General features: G+C 40.6%; 23 protein-coding genes. 18 read left to right on the forward strand and 5 right to left on the reverse strand.

Translation table 11 applies throughout. The annotated features are described in order from the left end of the window. Window positions 1-24: 24 nt before the first annotated feature. From AC979_RS02285 to AC979_RS02315, 7 genes are all read left to right on the forward strand, one after another. Window positions 25-342: a heavy metal-binding domain-containing protein gene (locus AC979_RS02285; protein ID WP_005695251.1), complete on the forward strand. Its 318-nt coding sequence runs from the start codon at window positions 25-27 to the stop codon at window positions 340-342. Between the two features lie 145 nt (window positions 343-487). Beyond that, window positions 488-850 (forward strand): helix-hairpin-helix domain-containing protein, encoded by a 363-nt coding sequence (locus tag AC979_RS02290; protein WP_049372704.1) that lies wholly within the window; start codon window positions 488-490, stop codon window positions 848-850. A 214-nt stretch (window positions 851-1,064) separates the two neighbouring features. Beyond that, window positions 1,065-1,919 (forward strand): formate transporter FocA, encoded by an 855-nt coding sequence (gene focA, locus AC979_RS02295; RefSeq protein ID WP_049372705.1) that lies wholly within the window; start codon window positions 1,065-1,067, stop codon window positions 1,917-1,919. Between the two features lie 55 nt (window positions 1,920-1,974). After that, window positions 1,975-4,287, forward strand: coding sequence for a formate C-acetyltransferase (gene pflB, locus AC979_RS02300; protein WP_049367282.1), 2,313 nt, complete (start codon window positions 1,975-1,977; stop codon window positions 4,285-4,287). Window positions 4,288-4,358: 71 nt separating this feature from the next. Then, window positions 4,359-4,649 carry a putative quinol monooxygenase gene (locus tag AC979_RS02305; RefSeq protein WP_005647085.1) on the forward strand — a complete coding sequence of 97 codons (291 nt, stop codon included), beginning with the start codon at window positions 4,359-4,361 and terminating at the stop codon, window positions 4,647-4,649. A gap of 116 nt (window positions 4,650-4,765) precedes the next feature. After that, window positions 4,766-5,506, forward strand: a complete 741-nt coding sequence (gene pflA / locus AC979_RS02310) for a pyruvate formate lyase 1-activating protein (RefSeq protein WP_049372706.1) — start codon at window positions 4,766-4,768, stop codon at window positions 5,504-5,506. Between the two features lie 53 nt (window positions 5,507-5,559). Beyond that, window positions 5,560-6,063 carry a surface-adhesin E family protein gene (locus AC979_RS02315; protein WP_049372707.1) on the forward strand — a complete coding sequence of 168 codons (504 nt, stop codon included), beginning with the start codon at window positions 5,560-5,562 and terminating at the stop codon, window positions 6,061-6,063. A 120-nt stretch (window positions 6,064-6,183) separates the two neighbouring features. Here AC979_RS02315 and efp read toward each other — a convergent pair whose 3' ends face one another. Further along, window positions 6,184-6,750 (reverse strand): elongation factor P, encoded by a 567-nt coding sequence (gene efp, locus AC979_RS02320; protein WP_005695259.1) that lies wholly within the window; start codon window positions 6,748-6,750, stop codon window positions 6,184-6,186. A 37-nt stretch (window positions 6,751-6,787) separates the two neighbouring features. Here efp and epmB point away from each other — a divergent pair, with 37 nt between their 5' ends. The 9 genes from epmB to AC979_RS02365 all read left to right on the forward strand — a co-directional run bounded on the left by epmB (window position 6,788) and on the right by AC979_RS02365 (window position 17,124). Further along, a complete protein-coding gene (gene epmB, locus AC979_RS02325; RefSeq protein ID WP_049372919.1) occupies window positions 6,788-7,804 on the forward strand; it encodes an EF-P beta-lysylation protein EpmB in 1,017 nt (338 codons plus the stop codon). A gap of 74 nt (window positions 7,805-7,878) precedes the next feature. Next, window positions 7,879-9,273 (forward strand): opacity-associated protein OapA, encoded by a 1,395-nt coding sequence (oapA, locus tag AC979_RS02330; protein WP_049372708.1) that lies wholly within the window; start codon window positions 7,879-7,881, stop codon window positions 9,271-9,273. Window positions 9,274-9,378: 105 nt separating this feature from the next. Beyond that, the gene (locus AC979_RS02335) at window positions 9,379-9,786 is read left to right on the forward strand and encodes an MliC family protein (protein WP_049372709.1); all 408 of its coding nucleotides are present in this window, start codon (window positions 9,379-9,381) and stop codon (window positions 9,784-9,786) included. 7 nt (window positions 9,787-9,793) lie between these two features. Beyond that, entirely contained in the window at window positions 9,794-10,498 is a 705-nt protein-coding gene (recO, locus tag AC979_RS02340; RefSeq protein WP_049372710.1) for a DNA repair protein RecO, read from the forward strand. Window positions 10,499-10,535: 37 nt separating this feature from the next. Beyond that, window positions 10,536-11,846, forward strand: coding sequence for a 23S rRNA (uracil(1939)-C(5))-methyltransferase RlmD (gene rlmD / locus AC979_RS02345; protein ID WP_049372711.1), 1,311 nt, complete (start codon window positions 10,536-10,538; stop codon window positions 11,844-11,846). A 101-nt stretch (window positions 11,847-11,947) separates the two neighbouring features. Continuing rightward, complete coding sequence (relA, locus tag AC979_RS02350; RefSeq protein WP_049372712.1) at window positions 11,948-14,197, forward strand: GTP diphosphokinase; 2,250 nt, start codon at window positions 11,948-11,950, stop codon at window positions 14,195-14,197. 20 nt (window positions 14,198-14,217) lie between these two features. Then, window positions 14,218-14,574, forward strand: a complete 357-nt coding sequence (locus AC979_RS02355; RefSeq protein ID WP_049372713.1) for a diacylglycerol kinase — start codon at window positions 14,218-14,220, stop codon at window positions 14,572-14,574. Between the two features lie 148 nt (window positions 14,575-14,722). Then, window positions 14,723-15,979 carry a GntP family permease gene (locus AC979_RS02360; RefSeq protein ID WP_049372714.1) on the forward strand — a complete coding sequence of 419 codons (1,257 nt, stop codon included), beginning with the start codon at window positions 14,723-14,725 and terminating at the stop codon, window positions 15,977-15,979. Window positions 15,980-15,993: 14 nt separating this feature from the next. Continuing rightward, window positions 15,994-17,124 carry a glycerate kinase gene (locus AC979_RS02365; RefSeq protein WP_049372715.1) on the forward strand — a complete coding sequence of 377 codons (1,131 nt, stop codon included), beginning with the start codon at window positions 15,994-15,996 and terminating at the stop codon, window positions 17,122-17,124. Between the two features lie 58 nt (window positions 17,125-17,182). Here AC979_RS02365 and xerD read toward each other — a convergent pair whose 3' ends face one another. The 3 genes from xerD to proC are packed head-to-tail and all read right to left on the reverse strand — an operon-like array spanning window position 17,183 to window position 20,054. Then, on the reverse strand, window positions 17,183-18,076 hold the full coding sequence (gene xerD / locus AC979_RS02370; protein ID WP_049372716.1) for a site-specific tyrosine recombinase XerD: 894 nt from the start codon (window positions 18,074-18,076) through the stop codon (window positions 17,183-17,185). A 2-nt stretch (window positions 18,077-18,078) separates the two neighbouring features. Beyond that, entirely contained in the window at window positions 18,079-19,239 is a 1,161-nt protein-coding gene (locus AC979_RS02375) for a 3-phenylpropionate MFS transporter (RefSeq protein ID WP_049372717.1), read from the reverse strand. Next, entirely contained in the window at window positions 19,239-20,054 is an 816-nt protein-coding gene (gene proC, locus AC979_RS02380) for a pyrroline-5-carboxylate reductase (RefSeq protein WP_049372718.1), read from the reverse strand. Before proC ends, AC979_RS02375 begins: the two co-directional genes overlap by 1 nt. Before the next feature lie 68 nt (window positions 20,055-20,122). On the opposite strand from proC, the gene rdgC reads away from it, so the two are divergent. After that, the gene (gene rdgC / locus AC979_RS02385; protein ID WP_049372719.1) at window positions 20,123-21,034 is read left to right on the forward strand and encodes a recombination-associated protein RdgC; all 912 of its coding nucleotides are present in this window, start codon (window positions 20,123-20,125) and stop codon (window positions 21,032-21,034) included. A gap of 84 nt (window positions 21,035-21,118) precedes the next feature. Here the strand turns inward: rdgC and typA are convergent, their stop codons facing one another. After that, window positions 21,119-22,969: a translational GTPase TypA gene (gene typA, locus AC979_RS02390; protein WP_049372720.1), complete on the reverse strand. Its 1,851-nt coding sequence runs from the start codon at window positions 22,967-22,969 to the stop codon at window positions 21,119-21,121. Window positions 22,970-23,217: 248 nt separating this feature from the next. Between typA and glnA the strand changes: the two genes are divergently transcribed. Continuing rightward, the gene (glnA, locus tag AC979_RS02395) at window positions 23,218-24,636 is read left to right on the forward strand and encodes a glutamate--ammonia ligase (protein WP_049372721.1); all 1,419 of its coding nucleotides are present in this window, start codon (window positions 23,218-23,220) and stop codon (window positions 24,634-24,636) included. Window positions 24,637-24,813: the final 177 nt, after the last annotated feature.

The following is a 24,813-nucleotide window of genomic DNA, read 5'->3' on the forward strand; positions in this document are numbered from 1 at the left end:
TTTACGAGAATTAAAGGATACAAAATGATTATTACCACTACGCCTAATATTGAAGGTAAACAAATCGTAGAATATAAACAAGTCGTCTTTGGGGAAGTGATTGCTGGGGCAAACTTCATCCGTGATTTTTTTGCGGCTATTACCGATGTGATTGGTGGGCGTTCGAGTGTTTATGAGCGTCGTATTAGTCGTGCACGCCAAGATGCCTTGAAAGAGTTGGAAGAAAAAGCGATTGCTTTAGGAGCAAATGCCGTGGTTGGCGTAGAGATTAATTACGCAACAGTAAGCAATAAAAGTATGTTTATGGTGATTGCGAGTGGCACAGCTGTAGTGGTTCGCTAAGGTTGTTTTTTTATTTGCTTAAATGTAATTTTTGCGATCAAGATCGCAAAAGCGCGGTCGATTTCTTGCGTGTTTTCCATGTTTCTTAAAAATGTCACTGTTGATATGAATCAACGGTACTTATTTGTTAATAAAGGGCATTTTTATGAAATTGATGAAACATTTATTTAGTTCATTATTTATTGCAGGCGCGATGTTGAGTACACAAGCAATTGCAGAAGAAAAGACAGCAGAGCAGGCTCAACCGCAAACGCAAGTGCAGCAACAAACTGCTGTGCAAGCACCATCACAAACTGTACAACAAACGGTGAGTGATAAATTAAATATCAATACCGCTAGCGCATCAGAAATTCAAAAAGCACTGATTGGTATTGGGGCAAAAAAAGCAGAAGCCATTGTGCAGTATCGTGAAAAACACGGTAATTTCACTGTAGCAGAACAACTACTTGAAGTACAAGGCATTGGCAAAGCCACACTAGAAAAAAACCGAGATCGTATCGTGTTTTAATGTTGTTATTTTTATATGAAAAGCGGAATAGTGATATTCCGCTTTTTTTATTTTTCGAGCAGAAAATTTACCAAAACTTGCAAAATATCAAATTTTTTTGGAATAAGTCGGGGATTTCTTGCAATGGTTTTATAAGAGAGTAGAATACCAAATGGGTATAGGAATACCTATGTTGTAGTATAAGAAATAATAAACCAACTATTTGGAGTTAGATATGGCATCAGAAAATTTAAATCAATCTTCTGTTGCTCTCACACCAGTTGAAGCAACGGATTATGCTGAAAGCGTCGCTGCGTATAAAGCGCAAAAACGCCCATTTTTATCATTTCTGTCTGGTATTAGTGCTGGGGCTTGTATTGCTTTAGCCTTTGTATTCTATACGACGACACAAACAGCAAGCGCAGGAGCGCCTTGGGGATTAACCAAGTTAGTCGGTGGGTTAGTCTTCTCTTTAGGCGTAATTATGGTGGTAATTTTAGGATCTGAATTATTTACCTCTTCTACTTTAACCTTAGTTGCCCGCGTAGGCGGTAAGATAACCACAACTCAAATGATCCGAAATTGGATTGTGGTATATTTGGGCAACTTTGTGGGCGGTTTATTTATTGCTGCAGTGATTTGGTTTGGGGGACAAACCATGGCAGCAAATGGTCAATGGGGTTTAACCATTTTGGCAACCGCTCAACATAAGATTCATCATACTTGGTTTGAAGCATTTAACCTTGGTATTTTATGTAACATTATGGTGTGTGTAGCGGTATGGATGTCTTATTCCGGTAAAACTGTTACAGACAAAGCATTTATTATGATCATGCCGATTGGTTTATTTGTCGCATCTGGTTTTGAACACTGTGTGGCAAATATGTTTATGATTCCACTAGGCATTATCACAGCTCATTCTAGTACGCCAGAATTTTGGCAACAAATTGGTGTGGATCCAATGAAATATGCAGATTTAGATCTCTATCATTTCATTGTTAAGAATTTGATTCCAGTAACGTTAGGAAACATTGTGGGTGGTGCGGTTTGTATCGGCTTATTCCAACGTTATTTAACCAAAGCGCACTAATGTACTAACGAACTAAACAAGACTTATTTTTTATCAATTAAAAAAGGAAATGACTATGTCAGAACTTAATGAAGCACAAAAAGTTGCGTGGGCAGGATTCGTTGCCGGTGATTGGCAAGAAAACGTCAACGTGCGTGATTTTATTCAAAAGAACTACACCCCGTATGAAGGTGATGATTCTTTCTTAGCTGGTCCAACCGAAGCTACAACAAAACTTTGGGAAACCGTAATGGAAGGAATTAAAGTTGAAAACCGCACACATGCGCCATTAGACTTTGACGAACATACGCCTTCAACGATTACTTCTCACGCACCAGGTTATATCAATAAAGACTTAGAGAAAATCGTAGGTCTTCAAACTGATGCTCCATTAAAACGTGCCATTATGCCATTTGGTGGTATTAAAATGGTGGAAGGATCATGCAAAATTTACGGTCGCGAATTAGATCCTGAAGTGAAAAAAATCTTCACTGAATATCGTAAAACCCACAACCAAGGTGTATTCGATGTTTATACGCCAGACATTTTACGTTGTCGTAAATCAGGTGTATTAACTGGTCTTCCAGATGCTTACGGCCGTGGTCGTATCATTGGAGACTACCGTCGTGTCGCACTTTATGGTGTTGACTTCTTAATGAAAGATAAATACGCACAATTTACTTCTTTACAAAAAGACTTAGAAGATGGCGTAAATCTAGAAGCAACTATCCGTTTACGTGAAGAAATCGCAGAACAACACCGTGCATTAGGCCAAATGAAACAAATGGCAGCAAGCTACGGTTACGATATTTCTAACCCTGCAACTAACGCTAAAGAAGCAATCCAATGGATGTACTTTGCTTACTTAGCAGCAATCAAATCACAAAATGGTGCAGCGATGTCATTCGGTCGTACTGCAACCTTTATCGATATCTATATCGAACGTGATTTAAAAGCAGGTAAACTTACTGAAACTGAAGCGCAAGAATTAGTTGACCACTTAGTCATGAAACTTCGTATGGTTCGTTTCTTACGTACACCTGAATACGATCAATTATTCTCTGGTGACCCAATGTGGGCAACTGAAACCATCGCAGGTATGGGTTTAGATGGCCGTACATTAGTAACCAAAAATACCTTCCGTATTTTACACACCCTTTACAACATGGGTACTTCTCCAGAACCAAACTTAACAATTCTTTGGTCTGAACAATTACCTGAAAACTTCAAACGTTTCTGTGCGAAAGTATCGATTGATACCTCATCAGTTCAATACGAAAACGATGATTTAATGCGTCCAGACTTCAACAATGATGACTACGCAATCGCATGTTGTGTATCACCAATGGTTGTTGGTAAACAAATGCAATTCTTCGGTGCGCGTGCAAACTTAGCGAAAACATTGTTATACGCAATCAACGGCGGTATCGATGAAAAATTAGGTATGCAAGTAGGTCCGAAAACAGCACCAATCACTGATGAAGTATTAGATTTCGACACCGTAATGACTCGTATGGACAGCTTTATGGATTGGTTGGCAAAACAATATGTGACTGCCTTAAACATCATCCACTATATGCATGATAAATATTCATATGAAGCCGCATTAATGGCGTTACATGATCGTGATGTATACCGTACTATGGCTTGTGGTATCGCAGGTCTTTCTGTTGCAGCAGACTCTCTTTCAGCAATTAAATATGCGAAAGTTAAACCAGTTCGTGGCGACATCAAAGATAAAGATGGCAATGTTGTAGCAAGCAACGTCGCGATCGACTTCGAAATCGAGGGTGAATATCCACAATATGGTAACAACGACAACCGTGTTGATGACATCGCTTGTGACTTAGTTGAACGTTTCATGAAGAAAATTCAAAAACTTAAAACTTACCGCAATGCTGTGCCTACACAGTCTGTATTAACCATTACTTCTAACGTGGTTTATGGTAAGAAAACAGGTAACACCCCAGATGGTCGTCGTGCAGGCGCGCCATTCGGACCAGGTGCTAACCCAATGCACGGTCGTGACCAAAAAGGTGCGGTAGCATCATTAACTTCTGTGGCTAAACTTCCATTTGCTTACGCGAAAGATGGTATTTCTTATACCTTCTCAATCGTACCAAATGCGTTAGGTAAAGATCCAGAAGCACAACGTCGTAACCTTGCTGGCTTAATGGATGGTTACTTCCACCATGAAGCCGCAGTAGAAGGTGGCCAACACTTAAATGTGAACGTATTAAACCGTGAAATGTTATTAGATGCGATGGAAAATCCGGATAAATATCCGCAATTAACCATTCGTGTATCTGGTTACGCAGTACGTTTCAACTCTTTAACTAAAGAGCAACAACAAGACGTCGTCACTCGTACATTCACAGAATCGTTCTAAATAAAATTATGCTTTAATACAAACCACTTATAGACTAGTTTTATAAGTGGTTTTATATAGGAGATCAAATTATGCTAACAGTTATTGCCCAATTTTCAGTGAAAGCAGATAAAATCAATGATTTTTTAGCTCAATGCCAAGAGTTGATTAAGCATACTCGCCAAGAAACAGGATGCGTATCTTACGAATTACAACAAAATAGCGAACAAGCTAATCATTATGTTTTTATTGAGCAATGGAAAAGCAAAGCTGATTTAGAACAACATTTTGCAACACCACACTTTACCTCAATTGTACCTGTATTGGTCGAGTATTGTGAACAAGCGCCGGTGGTGCAAACCTTTCAAAAAGTTAGCGAATAATGACCGCACTTTGACAAATATATTTTAATTATGAGCCTGATTTTAAGTCAGGCTCATTTTTTATAGATGATATTTTTGATAAAATTTAGCTAGATTTATTTTTTGGAAATTTATGTATGTCTGTTCTAGGAAGAATTCACTCCTTTGAATCCTGTGGCACCGTGGATGGTCCGGGTATTCGTTTTATTTTATTTATGCAAGGCTGTTTGATGCGTTGCAAATATTGTCACAATCGTGATACTTGGGATCTTGATGGTGGCCGCGAAATCAGTGTGGAAGAACTCATGAAAGAAGTCGTGAGCTATCGCCATTTTATGAATGCAACTGGTGGTGGTGTGACAGCATCAGGTGGTGAGGCCATTCTTCAAGCTGAGTTTGTTCGTGATTGGTTCCGAGCGTGTAAAGCAGAAGGAATTAATACGTGTTTAGATACCAATGGGTTTGTACGTCATTATGACCACATTATTGATGAACTACTCGATGTAACTGATCTCGTTTTGCTTGATTTAAAAGAACTTAACGACAAAGTACACCAAAATCTGATCGGTGTACCAAATAAACGGACACTGGAATTTGCGAAATATTTGCAAAAACGTAATCAGCGTACCTGGATTCGTTATGTAGTCGTTCCAGGTTATACCGATAACGATCATGATGTTCATCTGCTCGGACAGTTTATTGAAGGTATGACCAATATTGAAAAAGTCGAACTTCTCCCTTATCATCGATTAGGCGCTCATAAATGGAAAACCCTTGGCTTTGACTATGAGCTCGAAGATGTTTTACCACCGACAAAAGAATCACTTGAGCATATTAAAACAATCCTTGAAGGATATGGACATACGGTAAAATATTAAGCTAAGGTGTAAAAAGATTAACAGCAGGCTTTAGAAAGCTTTAAGGAGGAAAAATGAAAAAATTAGCATTAACGTTTTTAGGTGTAGCCCTTTTAGCAGGCTGTTCAGCTGTTCAATCGCCAGTTACACAAGAAGAGGTGACCTTAACGCCACCTTCAAAAGATAGAGTAGGGTATATTCGATTAGTAAAAGATAAAAATTACTACATTGATACCGATTCAATTTGGGTGGATAACCAAGATTTAAACCAAGTGCATTTTGATGCAGTGGTGAATTTGGATAAAGGTTTATATGTGTATCCAAATGAGAAAAGACGTTATGCACGTTCTGTTCGCCAATATAAAATCTTAAACTGTAAGAACTACCATTTAACCCAAGTTCGTACTGATTTTTATGATGATTTCTGGGGCGAAGGCTTACGTACCGCACCGAAAAAACAAGAGAAATACACTATTAGCTTAAAACCTAATACAACGCTCTATGCGGCGGCACAAATCATTTGTGTGAACTCAGATAGAAAACCTTCTTTAGATTTAGAAGGCTCAAAAGCGAAATAATCAATCAAAGTGCGGTTAGAAATAACCGCATTTTTTATCTTTCTAAAACTAATATGCAAGCAATAAAAAACGGTCAATATTCATCAAATATTGACCGCTCTTTTATTTCACCATGAAAGATTATTTCACACGAGAAACGTATTCGCCTGAACGAGTATCGACTTTAATTACTTCACCGATTTGAACGAAAAGAGGTACTTTCACCACAGCGCCAGTACTTAATGTTGCTGGTTTACCGCCTGTACCCGCAGTATCACCTTTAAGACCAGGGTCAGTATCGATGATTTCTAATTCTACGAAGTTTGGTGGAGTGACAGTAATTGGCGCACCGTTCCATAAAGTCACGATACAATCTGCTTGGTCTAATAACCATTTTTCTGCATCACCCACTGCTTTTGCATCAGCTGAGTATTGTTCAAATGTTTCTGGGTGCATGAAGTACCAGAATGCATCATCTTTGTATGAATAAGTGAGGTTAAGATCCATAACATCAGCAGCTTCAACCGAAGTACCAGATTTGAAGTTTACGTCTAATACTTTGCCTGAAATTAATTTACGAATACGAGTACGAGTAAAAGCTTGGCCTTTACCTGGTTTAACGAATTCGTTTTCAACGATCACACAAGGCTCACCGTCTTGCATAAATTTTAGACCTGGTTTGAAATCACTGGTAGTATATGTAGCCATATTAAAAATATCCTAAAAAAATAGAGATTGTTTGAAAGTGCGTATTTTAACCCAAAATATTGCGATTAGAGAAGAACAAAATTGGTTAGAAACCCTAAAAAATGCGATTTCTGATCCGAAAATCTTGTTAAAAACCTTAAATTTGTCTGTTGAAGATTTTGCCGAGGATATCACTGCTCGTAAACTTTTTGCTATGCGAGTGCCTTTGCCTTTTGTTGATAAAATGGAAAAAGGGAATCCGAAAGACCCACTTTTTTTGCAAGTGATGACGGCTCAACAAGAATTTATTGAAGCGGAAGGGTTTAGCCAAGATCCTTTAGATGAGCAGCAAAAAAATGCGGTGCCTAATATTCTGCATAAATACCAAAATCGCTTGCTGTTCATGGCAAAAGGAGGCTGTGCCGTTAACTGTCGTTATTGTTTCCGTCGCCATTTTCCTTATGATCAAAACCCAGGCAATAAAACGAGTTGGCAACAAGCAATAGACTATATTGCGGCCCATTCAGAAATTGAAGAAGTGATTTTTTCGGGTGGCGATCCGATGATGGCAAAGGATAGTGAATGGGCATGGCTATTAGAACGCCTTGAAAGAATACCGCACTTACAGCGTTTGCGTATTCACTCTCGTTTGCCGGTCGTGATTCCAGAGCGCATTACGGATGAATTTTGTGATTTATTGCTAAAAAGCCGATTACAAGCGGTGTTTGTAACACATATCAATCATCCAAATGAAATTGATGAGGCGCTTTCTTTGGCTATGCAAAAACTGGCAGGCGCTAAAGTTACCTTACTTAATCAATCAGTCCTTTTAAAAGATGTGAATGATAACCCATATACATTAAAAGTATTGAGCGATAAGCTATTTCAAGCGGGAATTTTGCCTTATTACTTGCATTTATTGGATAAAGTGCAGGGGGCGAGCCATTTTTATATCTCAGATGAGAAAGCATTACAAATTTACAAAGAATTACAGGCTCTCACTTCTGGCTATTTAGTGCCCAAATTAGCACGAGAAATTGGCGGAGAGCCAAATAAGACTTTATACACCGCTTAAGATCCGATAAAATACGATTCAATTTTTCACCGCACTTTTGTGCGATCTTTAGTTTAGCAAATCGAGGTAATACCGTGGATAATAAAAATCAACCTAACGACAATTCATCTCAAAATGAATTAGATTTAGGATTTAATCACTCTGACTCTGTGACACCAAGAAAACCGGTTCAACAAAGTGGCTCAATTTTTGATAAAGCCAAAGGTTTATTTGGTAAAAAAGAACAGCCAGATACACAATTCCATGTTCGTCGCGAACCAACTTTTGGTGCGGTAGCAAGTCAACCTTTTTCACCTTCTCAAGCATACCAAAGTGAAAATACTGAACAGTCAGTGCAATCAAGTGCTTTCGGCGCTCAAGAACCTGTTGAAAATGTTCAAGTAGAAAACGCAGCGGAAGAAAAAGTGATTTTTGAAAATTCACCTGCAGAAGAGATTGTGGAAGAAGTGAAAACTCAAGCAGAAACCGTTGCACCAGCAACAGCTGCTGCAGCAGCAAGCTTGAAATCACCTGAAAAATGGAAGGTTCTACAAATGTTACCAGAAAAACATCGCCGTTTATTTATTGCTATCTTGGGGTTAGTGGTCTTGCTGATCATTTTCTTCACCCTAAAACCAAACTCAGATACGGTAGAGTCTTTTGAACAACAAAACAGCAATGAAATTCCAGTTCAATTCCAATCATTGGATCAGTCTCAACCGGTTGAAACCACAGTATTAGATAACAATAACAATGCAGCGCCGGCAACGACAGAACAAGCTGCAAATGACGCTAAATCAGATACACCTCCAGCCATGGAGTACGTAGGTGATAAAGCAGATGCGGCGAAATCACAACCTGCAGAGCCTGCACAACAAACTGTTGGTCAACAACCAGCAACTCAACCAGCACCGGTTCAACCGGCTGTTGCTCCTGCACCAGTTAAAGAACCTGTGAAAACAGTGCAACCAGCTGTAGAAAAACATACCGCAACAGTTGAGCATAAAGCAGAACCTCGTCGCGAACAGACATCTGTGGTTCAAGAGAAAAAACAGCCTAAACCTGTAGCTGAAAAAGCAACAGTTCAGCCGACTCAAACCGTGAAAAAAGAGTCAAGCAAAATTCAAGAAGCAAAACCGGTTGCGACTAAAGACAGTAAGGTTCAAATTGTGGAAGCAAAATCAGCAACCCACAATACAGTGAAAGCAGCTGAACCTGCAGCACAAACCGCTTCAACCGGTGCAACAAAAACATTAACGGTGCCGCAAGGTGTTTCATTGATGCAAGTATTCCGTGATAATAAATTGAATATTTCAGATGTGAATGCCATGACAAAAGCAAGCGGTGCAGGCAATGCATTAAGTAACTTCAAACCTGGTGACAAAGTACAGGTTTCGGTGAATAGTCAAGGTCGAGTGAGTGAGCTTCGTTTATCAAATGGTGGCAAGTTCATTCGTCAAGCCGATGGTTCATATCAGTATAAAAAATAATTTTTAGTGGGCGAGTAATCGCCCATTTTTCTAGATAAGATTGTTTATCCTTGCTCATTTCGCAAAGTGAGCAATCATAAACAAACCTTGATGGAAATAGAATTCATGTTAAAAAAATTAAGCGTAATTTTTACCGCACTTTGTCTTTCTGCTTGTTCACAAAATGTTGAATTAAGCAAACCAGCACCACAGAAAATGAAAGTGCAAACCGTGGATAAAAAGTCCCAAAAGGGTTCGGCGACGGTTTATTTGTGTAAAGGCAATAAAGAAGTGAGTGTGGTTCATACCAAGCAAAAACAGAAAAGTAAAAAAACACTCAGTCAGGTGACCGTTACTTTTAATGATGTAACCGAAAAATTGACACGAGTGATTTCTGAGCGTGGGAGAAATTATGCGAATATTCGTTGGTATTGGCAGGAGCGTGATGACTTCAGTCAATTACAAACTAGCGTAGGTGAAGTGCTTGCTGAACGCTGTGTGAAACAACCAAGTGAATTAAAATCAGGCAAATAATTCTTTTATGGATCTCCAACGCGGCTTTGTGTTACATCGTCGTCCTTATAGTGAAACCAGCCTTTTAGTGGATTTATTCACTGAAGAAACGGGGCGTTTGACGGTTATTGCAAAAGGTGCACGAGCGAAACGTTCGGCATGGAAATCTGTCTTACAGCCTTTTACGCCATTATTTCTTCGTTGGTCAGGAAAAGGCGCATTAAAAACACTCACGAAAGCAGAGCCCGCAGCAATTACGCTGCCTTTACAGCAAACGGCTTTATACAGCGGGTTTTATGTAAATGAGCTGATTACTCGAGTGATCGAGCCAGAAACGGTCAATCCACAACTTTTTCAGCATTATCTTCAATGCTTAACAGGTTTAGCCACTCAACCACAGGTTGAGCCTACATTACGTCTATTTGAATTTCATTTACTTAAAATCTTAGGTTATGGTATCGATTTTTTGCATTGTGCAGGCTCAGGTTTACCAGTAGATGAATCGATGACTTACCAATATCGTGCGGAAAAGGGTTTTATCGCCTCGTTAGTGAAAGATAACTTAACCTTTTATGGCCGAGATTTACTTGCGTTTGACCGTTTGGAATTCACCGATGAGTCCGTCTTGCAAGCAGCAAAGCGCTTTACTCGAATCGCGCTCAAACCTTATTTAGGTGATAAGCCACTGAAAAGCCGAGAGTTATTTACGCAAAACGTACTTTATTTAAAATAATCCCTTTCTTTAATACAAACAGATTAAAAACACCATCATGGCTTTACTTTACGCTCCACAAAAAAAACAGAAAACCACCCAAAAAGTTGTCGCTGAAATTCAGGATTTAGATTATCAAGGGTTGGGAGTCGCTAAAACTCAAGGTAAAACCTGGTTCATTGAAAATGCTTTGCCAACGGAAAAAGTGGAAGCGGTAGTGACTGATGAAAAACGTCAATATGGATTAGCCACTGCGCAAAAATGGCTACAAAAGAGTAATCAGCGTGTTGAGCCTCAATGTCGTTATTATGGACGTTGTGGTGGATGCCAAGGTCAGCATATCCCTGTAGAAATGCAGCGTAAAGCGAAAGAGAAAGCTCTTTTTTCTCGTTTAAGTAAACTGCAAGCAGAGCCTATTCAATTAATGCCAATGATTTGTGGCGAACAATGGGGCTATCGCCGTCGTGTACGATTAAGTTTGCTATGGAATGCTAAAAACAAAACCGTTGAAATGGGATTTCGTCAGAAAAACTCCAATCAGCTAGTGAGTATTCAGCAATGCTTAGTCGCAGAGCCTGCGATTAATCATCTTATCCCCAAATTGAGCGCACTTTGGGCTAAATATTCAACCCCGAAACAATTAGGGCATATTGAATTAGTTTCAGTGGATAATGGCGTAGCCATGTTGTTACGTTACAAAGGAAATTTAGCCGAAACTGACCGCACTTTGTTGCTCGAGTTTGCACGCGTTAATGCTGTGAATTTGTTTCTGCAAGATGATCAAAACATCCAACTTGTGCATGGTGAAATGCCTTATTATGCGTTAGACGGTATTCGTTTATCTTTTGATATCCGCGATTTTATTCAAGTGAATACCCACTTAAATCAACAAATGGTTGAGACGGCTTTAGATTGGCTTGATTTGAATCAGGACGATCACGTTTTAGATTTGTTCTGTGGCATGGGCAATTTCACGTTGCCTTTAGCCAAACGCGTGAAAAGTGCTGTTGGAATTGAAGGGGTTTTGGATATGGTACAAAAAGCCCAATTAAATGCACAATTTAATCACATCGATAATGTTGAATTTTATCAAGCCGATTTAGACCAAACTTTTTCAGAACAACCTTGGGCAAAACAACATTTCAATAAAATTCTTCTCGACCCGCCTCGTAGTGGCGCAGCATTTGCACTGAATGCGTTGTGTGAGCTGGGTGCAGAAAGCATTCTTTATGTATCTTGTAACCCTGCAACCTTAGTACGAGATGCAGAAATTCTCCGTGCTTTCGGGTATCGCATCATCAAAACGGCCATGATTGATATGTTCCCGCATACCAGTCATTTGGAGTCGGTGACATTATTTATCAAATAAGGTGTAAATTCTGATAGAATAATCAGACTTTTTTGTTGTCTTAAAAAGACAACTCGGCTGACAGGATGTTGCCGAGCCATATTCATCAACAAGGGGGTATTATGGTTGCAGTTCGTGGTTCTCACTTATCAAATCCACATGATTTTGAGATCGAACAATGGTGTTCGAGCCTTAAACTTGCTGCCCCCGTAGAAAAGTCTCTGATTGATGCATGGTATTATGCCCAAGCCAAAATAGCTGAACATGCCGATCAAATGGAGAATGCAATCCTCACATTGCAATCCGGTGTGGAAATGGTGGAAATTCTGCATGAAATGAATATGGACAGCGAAAGCTTACTCACCGCTATGCTATTCCCCTTAGTAGCAAATAAAATTGTCGATTGGGAGCAAATTCAAGAACATTTTGGTCCTAAAATCACCAAACTGCTTAAAGGTGTGGAGGAGATGGATAATATCCGTCAGCTCAACGCCAGCCATTCTGCCAATGCCTCTCAAGTGGATAATGTGCGCCGTATGCTCCTTGCGATGGTGGACGATTTCCGTTGCGTGATTATCAAACTTGCTGAACGCATTACGTTTCTTCGTAATGCGGAAAATCACTTTTGTGAAGAAGAAAAAGTATTGGCAGCCAAAGAATGTTCCAATATTTATGCCCCATTAGCCAACCGTTTAGGGATCGGTCAATTGAAATGGGAGCTTGAAGATTACTGCTTCCGTTATTTGCATCCAGAACAATATCGAAATATTGCCAAATTATTACATGAGCGCCGCTTAGATCGTGAGCAGTATATTGCAGATTTTGTCACAGAGTTAACCGGTTATTTAAAAGAAAATATCGATCAGGTTGAGGTTTACGGCCGTCCTAAACATATTTATAGCATCTGGCGAAAAATGCAGAAGAAACATTTGGAATTCAGTGGCTTATATGATGTCAGAGCGGTTAGAGTGATCGTACAGAAATTGCAAGATTGTTATACGGCGCTCGGTATCGTCCACACACATTTCAAACACTTGCCAAAAGAATTTGATGATTATGTCGCCAACCCGAAACCAAATGGTTATCAATCCATTCATACTGTGGTGTTAGGCAAAGGTGGTAAGCCAATTGAAGTGCAAATTCGTACCCAGCAAATGCATGATGATGCGGAGCTTGGTGTAGCCGCCCACTGGAAATACAAAGAGGGCACGACAGGTAGCCTTTCCGCTTATGAAGAAAAAATCACTTGGTTGCGTAAATTACTTGCATGGCAAGATGATATTACGGACTCTGGCGAAGTGATGGCTGAATTACGTAGCCAAGTGTTTGATGATCGCGTATATGTGTTTACACCGAAAGGTGAAGTGGTTGATTTACCCGCGGGATCCACGCCTCTCGATTTTGCTTATGCGATCCACAGTGAAATTGGTCATCGTTGTATTGGAGCGAAAGTTGGGGGACGAATTGTGCCATTCACTTATCACCTGCAAATGGGTGAGCAAGTGGATATCATCACACAGAAAAACCCAAATCCAAGCCGAGATTGGGTCAATCCGAATTTAGGGTTTACGCATACTTCAAAAGCACGTGCGAAAATCCAAGCATGGTTTAAGAAACAAGATCGCGATAAAAATGTTCCTGCTGGTAAAGAGCAGTTAGATAATGAACTTGCTCGTTTGAATATCAGTTTGAAACAGGTTGAGCAGCTTGCCTTACCACGTTATAACTTAAGAAACCTCGAAGATTTATATGCGGGCATTGGTAGCGGAGATATTCGTTTAAATCAGTTGATAAATTTCTTGCAAAGCCGATTGATCAAAGTGACGGCTGAAGAAGCAGATCAAGAAATCCTCCGTCATGTGGCGAGCAAAAGTGCAAATACTGCACAGCAAAAGGCGCAGCAGAAAGCCGAGCAACAACAGAATAAAGGCTATGTCATTGTTGAAGGGGTCGGTAATTTAATGCACCACATGGCGCGTTGTTGTCAGCCTATTCCAGGTGATGCGATTGCAGGCTACATTACGATGGGACGTGGTATCTCAATTCATCGCTGCGATTGTGAGCAATTCATTGAATTACAAGCTGCCCATCCGGAACGTGTAGTGGAAGCCCTTTGGGGAGATAATTATGCGGCGGGGTTCCATATTAATATCCGCATTGTGGCCAGTGATCGCAATGGTTTATTACGCGATATTACTACCGTGCTCGCGAATGAAAAAGTCAGCGTGTTAGGGGTTTCAAGCCGTGCAGACACCAAAAAACAAGTGGCAACGATGGATATGGAAATTGAACTGAAAAATGTCGAAAGTTTAAGTAAAATACTAGCCAGATTAGCGAAGTTAGACGACGTTATCGAAGCAAAACGTTTATAGATTACAACATAGGAACTTTTATGTATAAAACCACGGGGTTAACCCATTTAATTAACTCTACAAAATATTCTTTACAAGGCTTAAAAAGTGCATTCAAAAATGAAACTGCATTCCGCCACGAATGTTTTCTTGCGTGTATTATGATTCCACTCGCCTTTTGGCTCGGCGACACTAAAATTGAAATCGCGCTGATGATTTCATCGGTTTTACTCGTGATGGCAGTTGAGCTGTTAAATAGTGCAGTTGAAGCGGTGGTAGATCGTATTGGCACAGAACGCCATGAACTTTCAGGGAGAGCCAAAGACCAAGGCTCAGCAGCGGTATTCATTGCCCTTTGCATTGTTATAGTGGTTTGGGGAAGTATTTTATTTTTCTAAAGTGCGGTCAATTTTCAGTAACAATTTCGGCTTATGTGTTTTACATAAGCCGTTTTTGTAGGTGGAAGTCGGACAAGATTTTATTCCTCTACTTTTGCTGATATAAATAAGAAAGATTTTTGCATATTCATATCAACAGGAGGACGCTATGCCTACAGTCTCAGCCTTAGGTGCACTTATTGCACTCATTGTCGCTATTTTCCTTATTTTGAAAAAAGTCTCACCAGCCTATGGTATGTTAGTCGGGGCTTTAGTAGGGGGATTAGTTGGCGGCGCTGATTTATCTCAAACCGTGAGTCTCATGATCGGAGGCGCTCAAGGTATAACTACCGCAGTCATGCGAATTCTCGCAGCAGGGGTATTGGCGGGAGTACTGATTGAATCAGGTGCGGCTAATACCATTGCTGAAACCATTACAAACAAGTTAGGTGAAACCAGAGCATTATTAGCGTTAGCGTTGGCTACATTAATTTTAACCGCTGTTGGTGTATTTATTGATGTTGCCGTGATTACGGTCTCTCCAATTGCCTTAGCACTTGCTCGTCGTACTGACTTATCAAAACCTGCCATTCTCTTAGCGATGATTGGTGGGGGAAAAGCAGGAAACTTAATGTCACCTAATCCTAATGCGATTGCTGCAGCAGATACATTCCATCTTCCTTTAACGTCAGTGATGATGGCAGGGATTATCCCCGCTATTTTTGGCTTAATATTGACGTATTTCTTAGCAAAACGGTTAAGAAATAAAGGTTCACGTGTTTCAGCCCAAGAAGTTGTCGCTGTAGAAACACAGAATCTACCCTCATTTTTGACCGCACTTGTGGCGCCTTTGGTTGCTATCTTCTTACTGGCACTTCGTCCGTTAGCCGATATTAAAGTCGATCCTTTAATCGCTTTACCACTTGGTGGGCTGATTGGCGCATTATGTATGGGCAAGCTTCGCCAAGCCAATAACTATGCGATTAGCGGTTTAGGGAAAATGGCTCCGGTGGCAATTATGCTACTTGGTACGGGAGCTTTAGCCGGTATTATTGCCAATTCCGGTATGAAAGATGTGCTTATTGAAGGCTTAAAACATTCGGGCTTACCTTCTTATATCCTTGCGCCAATTTCAGGTGCGCTCATGTCGCTTGCCACAGCATCAACAACTGCAGGGACAGCGGTTGCTTCGAATGTGTTTAGTTCAACGCTATTAGAGTTGGGGGTGAGTAGTCTGGCAGGTGCCGCGATGATTCATGCGGGGGCGACAGTTTTTGATCATATGCCACATGGTTCTTTCTTCCATGCAACTGGTGGTAGCGTAAATATGGATATGAAAGAACGCTTAAAATTGATTCCTTATGAAAGTGCAGTGGGGTTAATTATGACCATTGTATCCACCTTAATTTTTGGTGTATTTAGTTAGTTTAAGGAGAGAATATGAAAATTGTCATTGCGCCTGATTCATTTAAAGAAAGTTTAACCGCACTTGAAGTGGCTAATGCTATTGAAACTGGTTTTAAACGTATTTTCCCAAACGCTGAATATGTAAAATTACCAATGGCAGATGGGGGGGAAGGTACCGTGCAATCCTTGGTAGATGCCACTCAAGGCCGCCTGATTGAAACGGAAGTCACTGCACCGTTAGGCAACCAAGTAAAAAGCTTTTTCGGTTTATCGGGTGATGGTAAAACAGCGATCATTGAAATGGCTGCAGCATCGGGATTGCATCTTGTCCCGATGGATAAACGCAACCCTTGTAAAACCACCAGTTTTGGTACGGGGGAGCTGATTAAGCAAGCCCTAGATCTTGGCGTACAACATATCATTTTAGGAATTGGTGGGAGTGCCACAAATGACGGTGGTGCGGGTATGCTGCAAGCATTAGGCTTACGTTTATTGGATAAAAATGGTCAATCCATTGGCTTTGGTGGTGCGGAATTATCTAATCTTGCTGAAATTCAACTGGTTGATTTAGATCCTCGATTGCAATACGTACAAATTGAAGTGGCTTGTGATGTGAATAATCCACTTTGTGGCGAACGAGGCGCTTCTGCGATTTTTGGCCCTCAAAAAGGTGCGACGCCTGAGATGGTGAAGGAACTCGATGCTGCATTAGCCCATTTTGCTAAAATCGCTGAGCGAGATTGTGGCAAACAAATTAAAGAGCAACCAGGCGCGGGGGCGGCAGGTGGTATGGGCGGTGGCTTATTGCTCTTACCTAATGTGCAACTCAAAGCCGGTGTGCAGATCGTGTTAGATAATTTGAAACTCGCTGAGCAAGTTAAAGATGCTGATTTAGTGATTACTGGTGAAGGTCGTATGGATGCGCAAAGTATCTTAGGTAAGACCCCAATTGGTGTGGCACGCACGGCGAAACAATTTAATAAGCCTGTCATTGCGATTGTGGGTTGTTTGCGTGAGGATTATGACGTGGTGTATGAACATGGCATTGATGCGGTGTTCCCGATAATTCGCAGTCTGGGGGATTTACCAACAATTCTCAAGCAAGGCGAGCAGAATTTAATCTCAACAGCTCAAAATGTGGCGAGATTGTTGTCATTGAAATAAGCTTTTCATACAAAAGTGCGGTCAAAAATAACGATAAATTTGACCGCACTTTTTTATTTTATCCCCTCGGATGAAATCTTTCATGGAGGTGTTTCAAGCGTTCTTTAGCCACATGAGTATAGATTTGTGTGGTGGAGAGATCGCTATGTCCGAGGAGCATTTGCACAACACGGAGATCCGCACCATGATTCACCAAATGTGTCGCAAAGGCATGACGGAGAACGTGTGGAGATAGCGCATCCGTATCGATTCCTGCTAGCACGGCATAATGCTTTATACGATGCCAAAAGGTTTGGCGAGTCATTTGCTGAGTCCGTTGACTTGGAAAGACCACATCAGAACTTTGTCCATTGAGCAAAATAGGGCGACCGTAAAGTACGAATTGTCGCACCCAAAACGCGGCTTCTTCTCCCATTGGTACGATGCGTTCTTTGTTACCTTTACCAATCACACGCACGACACCTTGTTGTAAATTCATATTCTCAATAGTGAGCGTGACCAATTCCGTGACACGTAATCCAGTAGCGTATAGCAATTCCAACATGGCTTTATCGCGTAACTCGAGCGGAATTTCTACATCTGGTGTATTTAATAAATCTGTGACTTGTTGCTCGGTTAAATACTTAGGCAAACGGCTTGGTAATTTAGGCGAGCTCAGTACGGCACTGGGATCATCTGTACGATATTTTTCACGGTATAAATATTGGAATAATTTCCGCATCGCACTTAGCATTCGTGCGGTGCTAGTCGCTTTATAGCCTTGTTCTAAACGGCTACCTAGAAATTGCTGTAGATCTAATGGCTCGAGGGTTTCGAGGGATAAATTTTGTTTATCCAACCAATCACAAAGTGCGGTCAAATCGAGACGATAAGACTGCACGGTGTTTTCAGACAATCCTTTTTCGATCCAATATTCATTCAAGAACAAATCGACTAGCGTGAGATTATTCATGTTTACACTCTATGAGGTAAAAAGGCTTTTACACCTCGTGGGGTGATAAATAAACCAATGAAGGCAAAGGCGGCCATTAAGCTGAATGCATAAACTGGCGAAATTGGATAAAGTACGCCAGAAAGTGCGGTGAAAATAGCAATGGCTGCACACCCAGCTAAGGCATTATATAAACCTTGTAATTTCGCAATATAGGTTTGTGGTTGCGTGGTGATGTAACGCACGGTTGCGTAATGTCCCGCAACATAAGTAAGGCTGTGAAAACATTGCAATAGGATGATTTCAACAAAGGTATCGGCATAACCAAAAGCAAGCCAGCGTATGATGGCGGCTATGCCAGTGAGATAGAAAAGGGCCGTAATGCTCCAGTTTTTGAATAATCGGGTAGAGAAGAAAAAGACGACGATTTCAGCTAATACACTGATTCCCCAAAATAAGCCCGCATCGGAAACAGAATGACCGTGGCTTGTCCAGAAGATAGTGCTATATGAGTAATAAGCGGCATGCGATCCTTGAATCAGTGCGATAGCAATAAATAAACGAAGTGTCGTTTTATTTTTGAGTAAGCCTAAGAATCCAACAGAATTTTCGACCGCACTTTGTGGCTCATCTTGTGGCATTGGATTTGGATGAAGTAGTTGAACAATGCTATAGAAAACGAGTATGCCCGTGATCATCCAAGTAATATATTGTTCACCCACGAGTCCAACGAAATACCCGAATACCATGACACCAACAACAAACGCAAAGGAACCAATTAAGCGTGCTTTGCCGTAATCTAAATGAATTTGTTGCTGCCACGTACTGGCGAGGCTATCACCAATCGGCATCCCCGCTGCATTTACCATGGAATACAAGGCGAGTCCAATAAACAATAGCCAGAAATTGTGTGACATCAGTCCAATTAACGCCATTGTAATCGCACTAGCCACACCTAAATAACGTAAGCCATTTACTAAGAGGGAAACACGTTTTATTAAGCCGGAAAATAAAATACTGCCGCTGAAACGGAATATGTAGGCACAGGCAAGCAATAAGCCGATACTTTCTTCGCTATAAGATTGCGTTTTCAACCATGCTGGGAAAAGGGGAAGAAACACACCGTAGGCACAATAGTAGCCCAAAAAGCTCAAGGCGAGCCAAGTAAAAGGACGAACTTGCATTAGAATAATTTTTCCATTTCTTGTGAGCGTGCCACACAGGCCTGCATTGCTTGTTTAATGATGTCGTTAAATTGGTGCTGGTTGAACACATTTAACGCGGCTGCGGTGGTACCGCCTTTTGAGGTGACATTTTCTCGTAAAGTGGAAAGAGCCGTCTGTGGATTTTCAATCACCAATTTCGCAGAGCCTAACATGGCTTGTTGTACTAACTCACGAGATTGGTTTTCATCTAAGCCCATTTCCATTAGGCCTTGTTGCATGGCTTCTAAAAATTGGAAGAAGTAAGCTGGGCTACTGCCAGATGCAGCGGTGACAGCATGCATTTGATCTTCATTCGTCACCCAAGTGGTTTTTCCTACAGCTGAAAGTAAATCTTCCGCAAAAGTGCGGTCAGTTTCAGGCGTGTTTTTGTCAGCAAATAAGCCTGCCATACCTTCTCCAACTAACGCCGGGGTGTTTGGCATCACGCGAACAATGGATTTTGCTGTTGGAATGAGTTCGGCTAATCGGGCGGTCGAAATACCTGCAGCAATGGAAATGATTAATTTATCAGAAAAATCAACCGCACTTAATGGCTTGCAAACATCAGCGAGGACTTGCGGTTTAACGGCAAATAAGACTACTTGAGATTGTGTGATGGATTGCTCGTTATCCGTAGAAACCGCGGCGCCATATTGAGCAAAAAAGTGTCGTTTCTCTTCGTTCGGATCATTCACAATAATTTTATCGGCTGGATAACCTTGTTTTAATAGGCCTAACACAATGGCTTGTGCCATATTGCCACCGCCGATGAAGGCAATTAATTTCTGTTGCATCATTTTTTCCCGTGAGTTTATGGGCTACAATGTCGCGTATTTTACCCTATTATGAAGGAAGTGTTACGATGTGGTTTAAAAATTTAATGTCATATAGGCTGACTAAGCCCCTAGATTGGGAGCTTAATGAATTGCAACGTCAGTTGTCAGATTGTGAATTTCATCCTTGTGGCTCACAAGATCAAAGTAAATTCGGTTGGGCGAGTCCCTTGAAAGGTAGTGAGCTATTGCATTTTTCAGTGGGGAAACACATTTTATTGGTTGCGAAAAAAGAAGAGAAAATGTTGCCGGCAAATGTGGTGAAACGTGAATTAGATGAACGCATTGAAAGCCTTGAACAAAAAGAAAACCGTAAATTGAAGAAAACGGAAAAACAAACGTTAAAAGATGATGTGGTGATGAATTTATTGCCGCGTGCATTCACTAAAAACCAGCAAACTTCTGTGTGGATTGATACGGAGAATAACCTTGTTCATGTCGATGCGGCATCCAGTAAACGTGCAGAAGATGCCTTAGCATTATTGCGTAAATCACTTGGTTCGTTACCCGTTGTACCGTTGGCTTTTGCAAATGAACCTTCGACCATTTTAACGGATTGGATTGTGCAGGAAAAAATTCCGCATTGGTTGGTGGCATTAGAAGAAGCCGAACTTCGAGGAAGCCAAGAAGACAGCGTGATTCGCTGTAAAAAACAGCCTTTGGAAAATGAAGAGATTCTCGCACTTTTACAAGATGGCAAAAAGGTGGTGAGCAAGCTCGCATTGGAGTGGGAAGATACGCTGACGTTTGTATTTAATGAAGATTGCACGCTCAAACGTTTAAAATTTGCAGATGCGGTGCGTGAGAAAAATGCCGATATTTTAAAAGAAGACTATGCGCAACGCTTTGATGCTGATTTTGTATTAATGACAGGTATTTTATCTAAACTGACAGAAAACTTACTCGATGAATTCGGTGGTGAGAAAGTTAGATTAGGCTAGTTTTACTCATGAAATAAAAAAGGCGAGCATGATGTTCGCCTTTTGTTTGTTTAAAAGTGCGGTCAAATTTCCGCACGTTTTTAATTAGTGAGTACTCGTACTAGTTGTCGTACGGTTTGCACGTTTACGATCGTTTTCCGTTAAGAGTTTTTTACGGATACGGATCGACTCTGGTGTCACTTCCACTAACTCGTCATCATCGATAAACTCGATAGCTTGTTCAAGTGTAAATTTTACCGGTGTAGTTAATACGATGGCATCATCTTTACCCGATGCACGCATATTGGTGAGTTTTTTACCTTGTAAACAGTTTACGGTTAAGTCATTTGTACGGCTGTGAATACCGATGATTTGGCCTTCGTAAACTTCTACGTTAGCTTCAATCATTAATTTACCACGCTCTTGTAAACCAAATAGCGCATAAGCTAGTGCTTTACCCGTTGCGTTAGAAATTAATACACCGTTTTTACGTTGACCGATTTCACCTGGTTTGATGGCATCGTAGTGATCGAAACTGGAGTAAAGTAAACCTGTACCGGATGTCATCGTCATGAATTCACCACGGAAACCGATTAAGCCACGGCTTGGAATGATGTATTCTAAACGTACACGACCTTTGCCATCTGGCATCATGTCACGAACTTCACCTTTACGGATACCTAATGCTTCCATGACAGAACCTTGGTGTTGTTCTTCTACATCGATGGTAACTTGCTCGTAAGGCTCTTGTTTTTTGCCGTTGATTTCACGGTAGATTACTTTAGGACGAGAAACCGCAAGTTCATAACCTTCACGACGCATATTTTCAATTAATACAGAAAGGTGTAATTCGCCACGACCAGAAACACGGAATTCATCTGGGTTTGGTGTTTCTTCTACGCGTAATGCCACGTTGTGAACTAACTCTTTGTTTAAACGTTCAAGAATTTGACGAGAAGTCACATATTTACCTTCTTGACCCGCAAACGGAGAGGTGTTTACACAGAAGAACATGGTTACGGTTGGTTCATCAACGGTTAATGAAGGTAAGGCTTCAACCGCATTAATATCACAAAGGGTGTCAGAAATATTTAATTCACCTAAACCGGTAATTGCAATGATGTCACCTGCATAAGCGATATCTTCTTCATAACGTTGTAAACCAAGGTGACCTAATACTTGACCTACACGACCTTGGCGAGTTTTGCCTTCACCATCAATAATCGTTACAGGTTGATTTGGTTTGATTGCACCACGTTTGATACGACCGATACCGATAACACCCACATAGCTGTTATAGTCTAATTGTGAGATTTGCATTTGGAATGGTGCATCAAGTTCTACTTTTGGCGGTTCAACGTGTTGAACGATCGCTTCAAATAACGGCGTCATATCTTCCGCTAATTCTTCGTGTTCGAGACCCGCAACACCATTTAATGCTGAAGCATAGATAATTGGGAAGTCTAATTGCTCATCGGTTGCACCAAGGTTAACGAATAAATCGAATACTTGATCCACAACCCAATCAGGACGTGCGCCTGGACGGTCAACTTTGTTGATAACCACAATTGGTTTTAAACCGTGAGCAAAGGCTTTTTGGGTCACGAAACGTGTTTGTGGCATTGGGCCATCAAAAGCATCAACCACTAAAAGTACAGAGTCTACCATAGAAAGTACACGTTCCACTTCACCACCGAAGTCGGCGTGTCCTGGGGTATCTACGATGTTAATGCGATAACCATTCCAATTAATTGCAGTATTTTTTGCAAGAATGGTAATGCCACGTTCTTTTTCAAGATCGTTTGAGTCCATTACGCGTTCATCAACATCACCACGAGTTGATTCAAATGTACCGGATTGTTGAAGGAGTTTGTCAACGAGGGTGGTTTTACCATGGTCAACGTGAGCGATAATTGCGATATTGCGCAATTTATTAATATCAATGTCGTTTTTCATTTATTACGTTCTTAAAGTTTAAGTTTGGTAGGGTGGAATTTTTATGCCACCGAATAGTCCAAGTAGTTTGAATTAGTGAGTAAACTCACCCTACGAGAATCTCGAAAGGGCAAAAATTATACACGATATTTCGCTGTTCTGCTATGCCATGGGATAAAATAAATCTTATGAAAAAGGCAAGCGATTGCGTTATAATGCTCTTTTAATTTTTATAAAGATTATATACATAGCAAAATAGAGGACTCCCTATGCCAAATGCAAATGCCATTGCCAACGTATTCAAACTGATCGAAGAGAACGACATCAAGTTCGTGCTACTTCGTTTCACCGACATTAAAGGTAAAGAACACGGTGTTTCCATCCCAGTTAGCCTTGTCGATGAAGATATGTTTGAAGATGGCAAAATGTTCGATGGCTCTTCTGTTGAAGGTTGGAAAACCATTAACAAAGCCGATATGCTTTTAATGCCAATCGCTGAGACTGCAGTAGTCGATCCATTTGCGCAGATCCCAACACTTTCAATTCGTTGTAGCGTTTATGAGCCAACAACCATGCAAAGCTATGATCGTGATCCGCGTTCAATTGCTATTCGTGCTGAAAACTATATGCGTTCAACTGGTATTGCAGATCAAGCATTCTTTGGTCCTGAACCAGAGTTCTTCTTATTTGATGATGTACGTTTTGATGTATCAATGAACCGCGCTTCTTTTGCCGTTGATGACATTGAAGCGGCTTGGAACACCAACAAAAAATACGAAGGTGGTAACAACGCTTATCGTCCATTGAAAAAAGGTGGTTACTGTGCGGTTGCTCCAATTGATACGGCTCATGATATTCGCTCTGAAATGTGTTTGATTTTAGAAGAAATGGGCTTAGTCATCGAAGCTCACCACCATGAAGTGGCGACAGCGGGTCAAAACGAAATTGCAACGAAATTCAACAGCCTAACCTTAAAAGCAGATGAAACACAAATCTATAAATATGTGGTACAAAACGTTGCATTAGAACACGGTAAAACCGCTTGCTTTATGCCAAAACCAATCACGGGTGATAATGGTTCAGGTATGCACTGTAATATGTCATTAAGCAAAGACGGTAAAAACATTTTCCAAGGTGATAAATATGCAGGCCTTTCTGAAACCGCACTTTATTACATCGGTGGTATCATTAAGCATGCTAAAGCATTAAATGCATTCACTAACCCAAGTACGAACTCATACAAACGTTTAGTGCCTGGCTTTGAAGCACCTGTATTATTGGCTTACTCTGCAAGCAACCGTTCTGCGTCAATTCGTATTCCGGCAGTAACTAGCCCGAAAGCGATCCGTATTGAAGCGCGTTTCCCAGATCCACTGGCAAACCCATATCTTGCATTCGCGGCGCTATTGATGGCAGGTCTTGATGGTGTGGTTAACAAAATCCACCCAGGCGATGCAATGGATAAAAATCTTTACGATCTTCCACCAGAAGAATTAAAAGATATTCCAGCAGTCGCAAGCTCGTTAGAAGAAGCGTTGAATTCATTAGAAAAAGACTATGAATTCTTAACGCAAGGTGGTGTGTTTGCTAAAGACTTTATCGAAGCATTTATTAATATCAAACGTAAAGAAGTAGAACGTTTAAATATGACACCACATCCTGTTGAGTTTGAGATGTATTATGCTTAATTAGTATATAATTAATTGATTTTTAAATGTAAAAGATATCACTTTTTTAGTGGTGTCTTTTTTATTTATATTAATGATTTCTTTCGTTATTACAATTAATAATTATTCATTAAGATCATTCTAATTCCCTTGTTAGCATGGGGGAACTCAGGTAGAATGTGGTGAATTTATAGTATG

It is taken from the genome of Parahaemophilus parainfluenzae, from assembly GCF_001053575.1.
GTDB lineage: Bacteria > Pseudomonadota > Gammaproteobacteria > Enterobacterales > Pasteurellaceae > Haemophilus_D > Haemophilus_D parainfluenzae_S.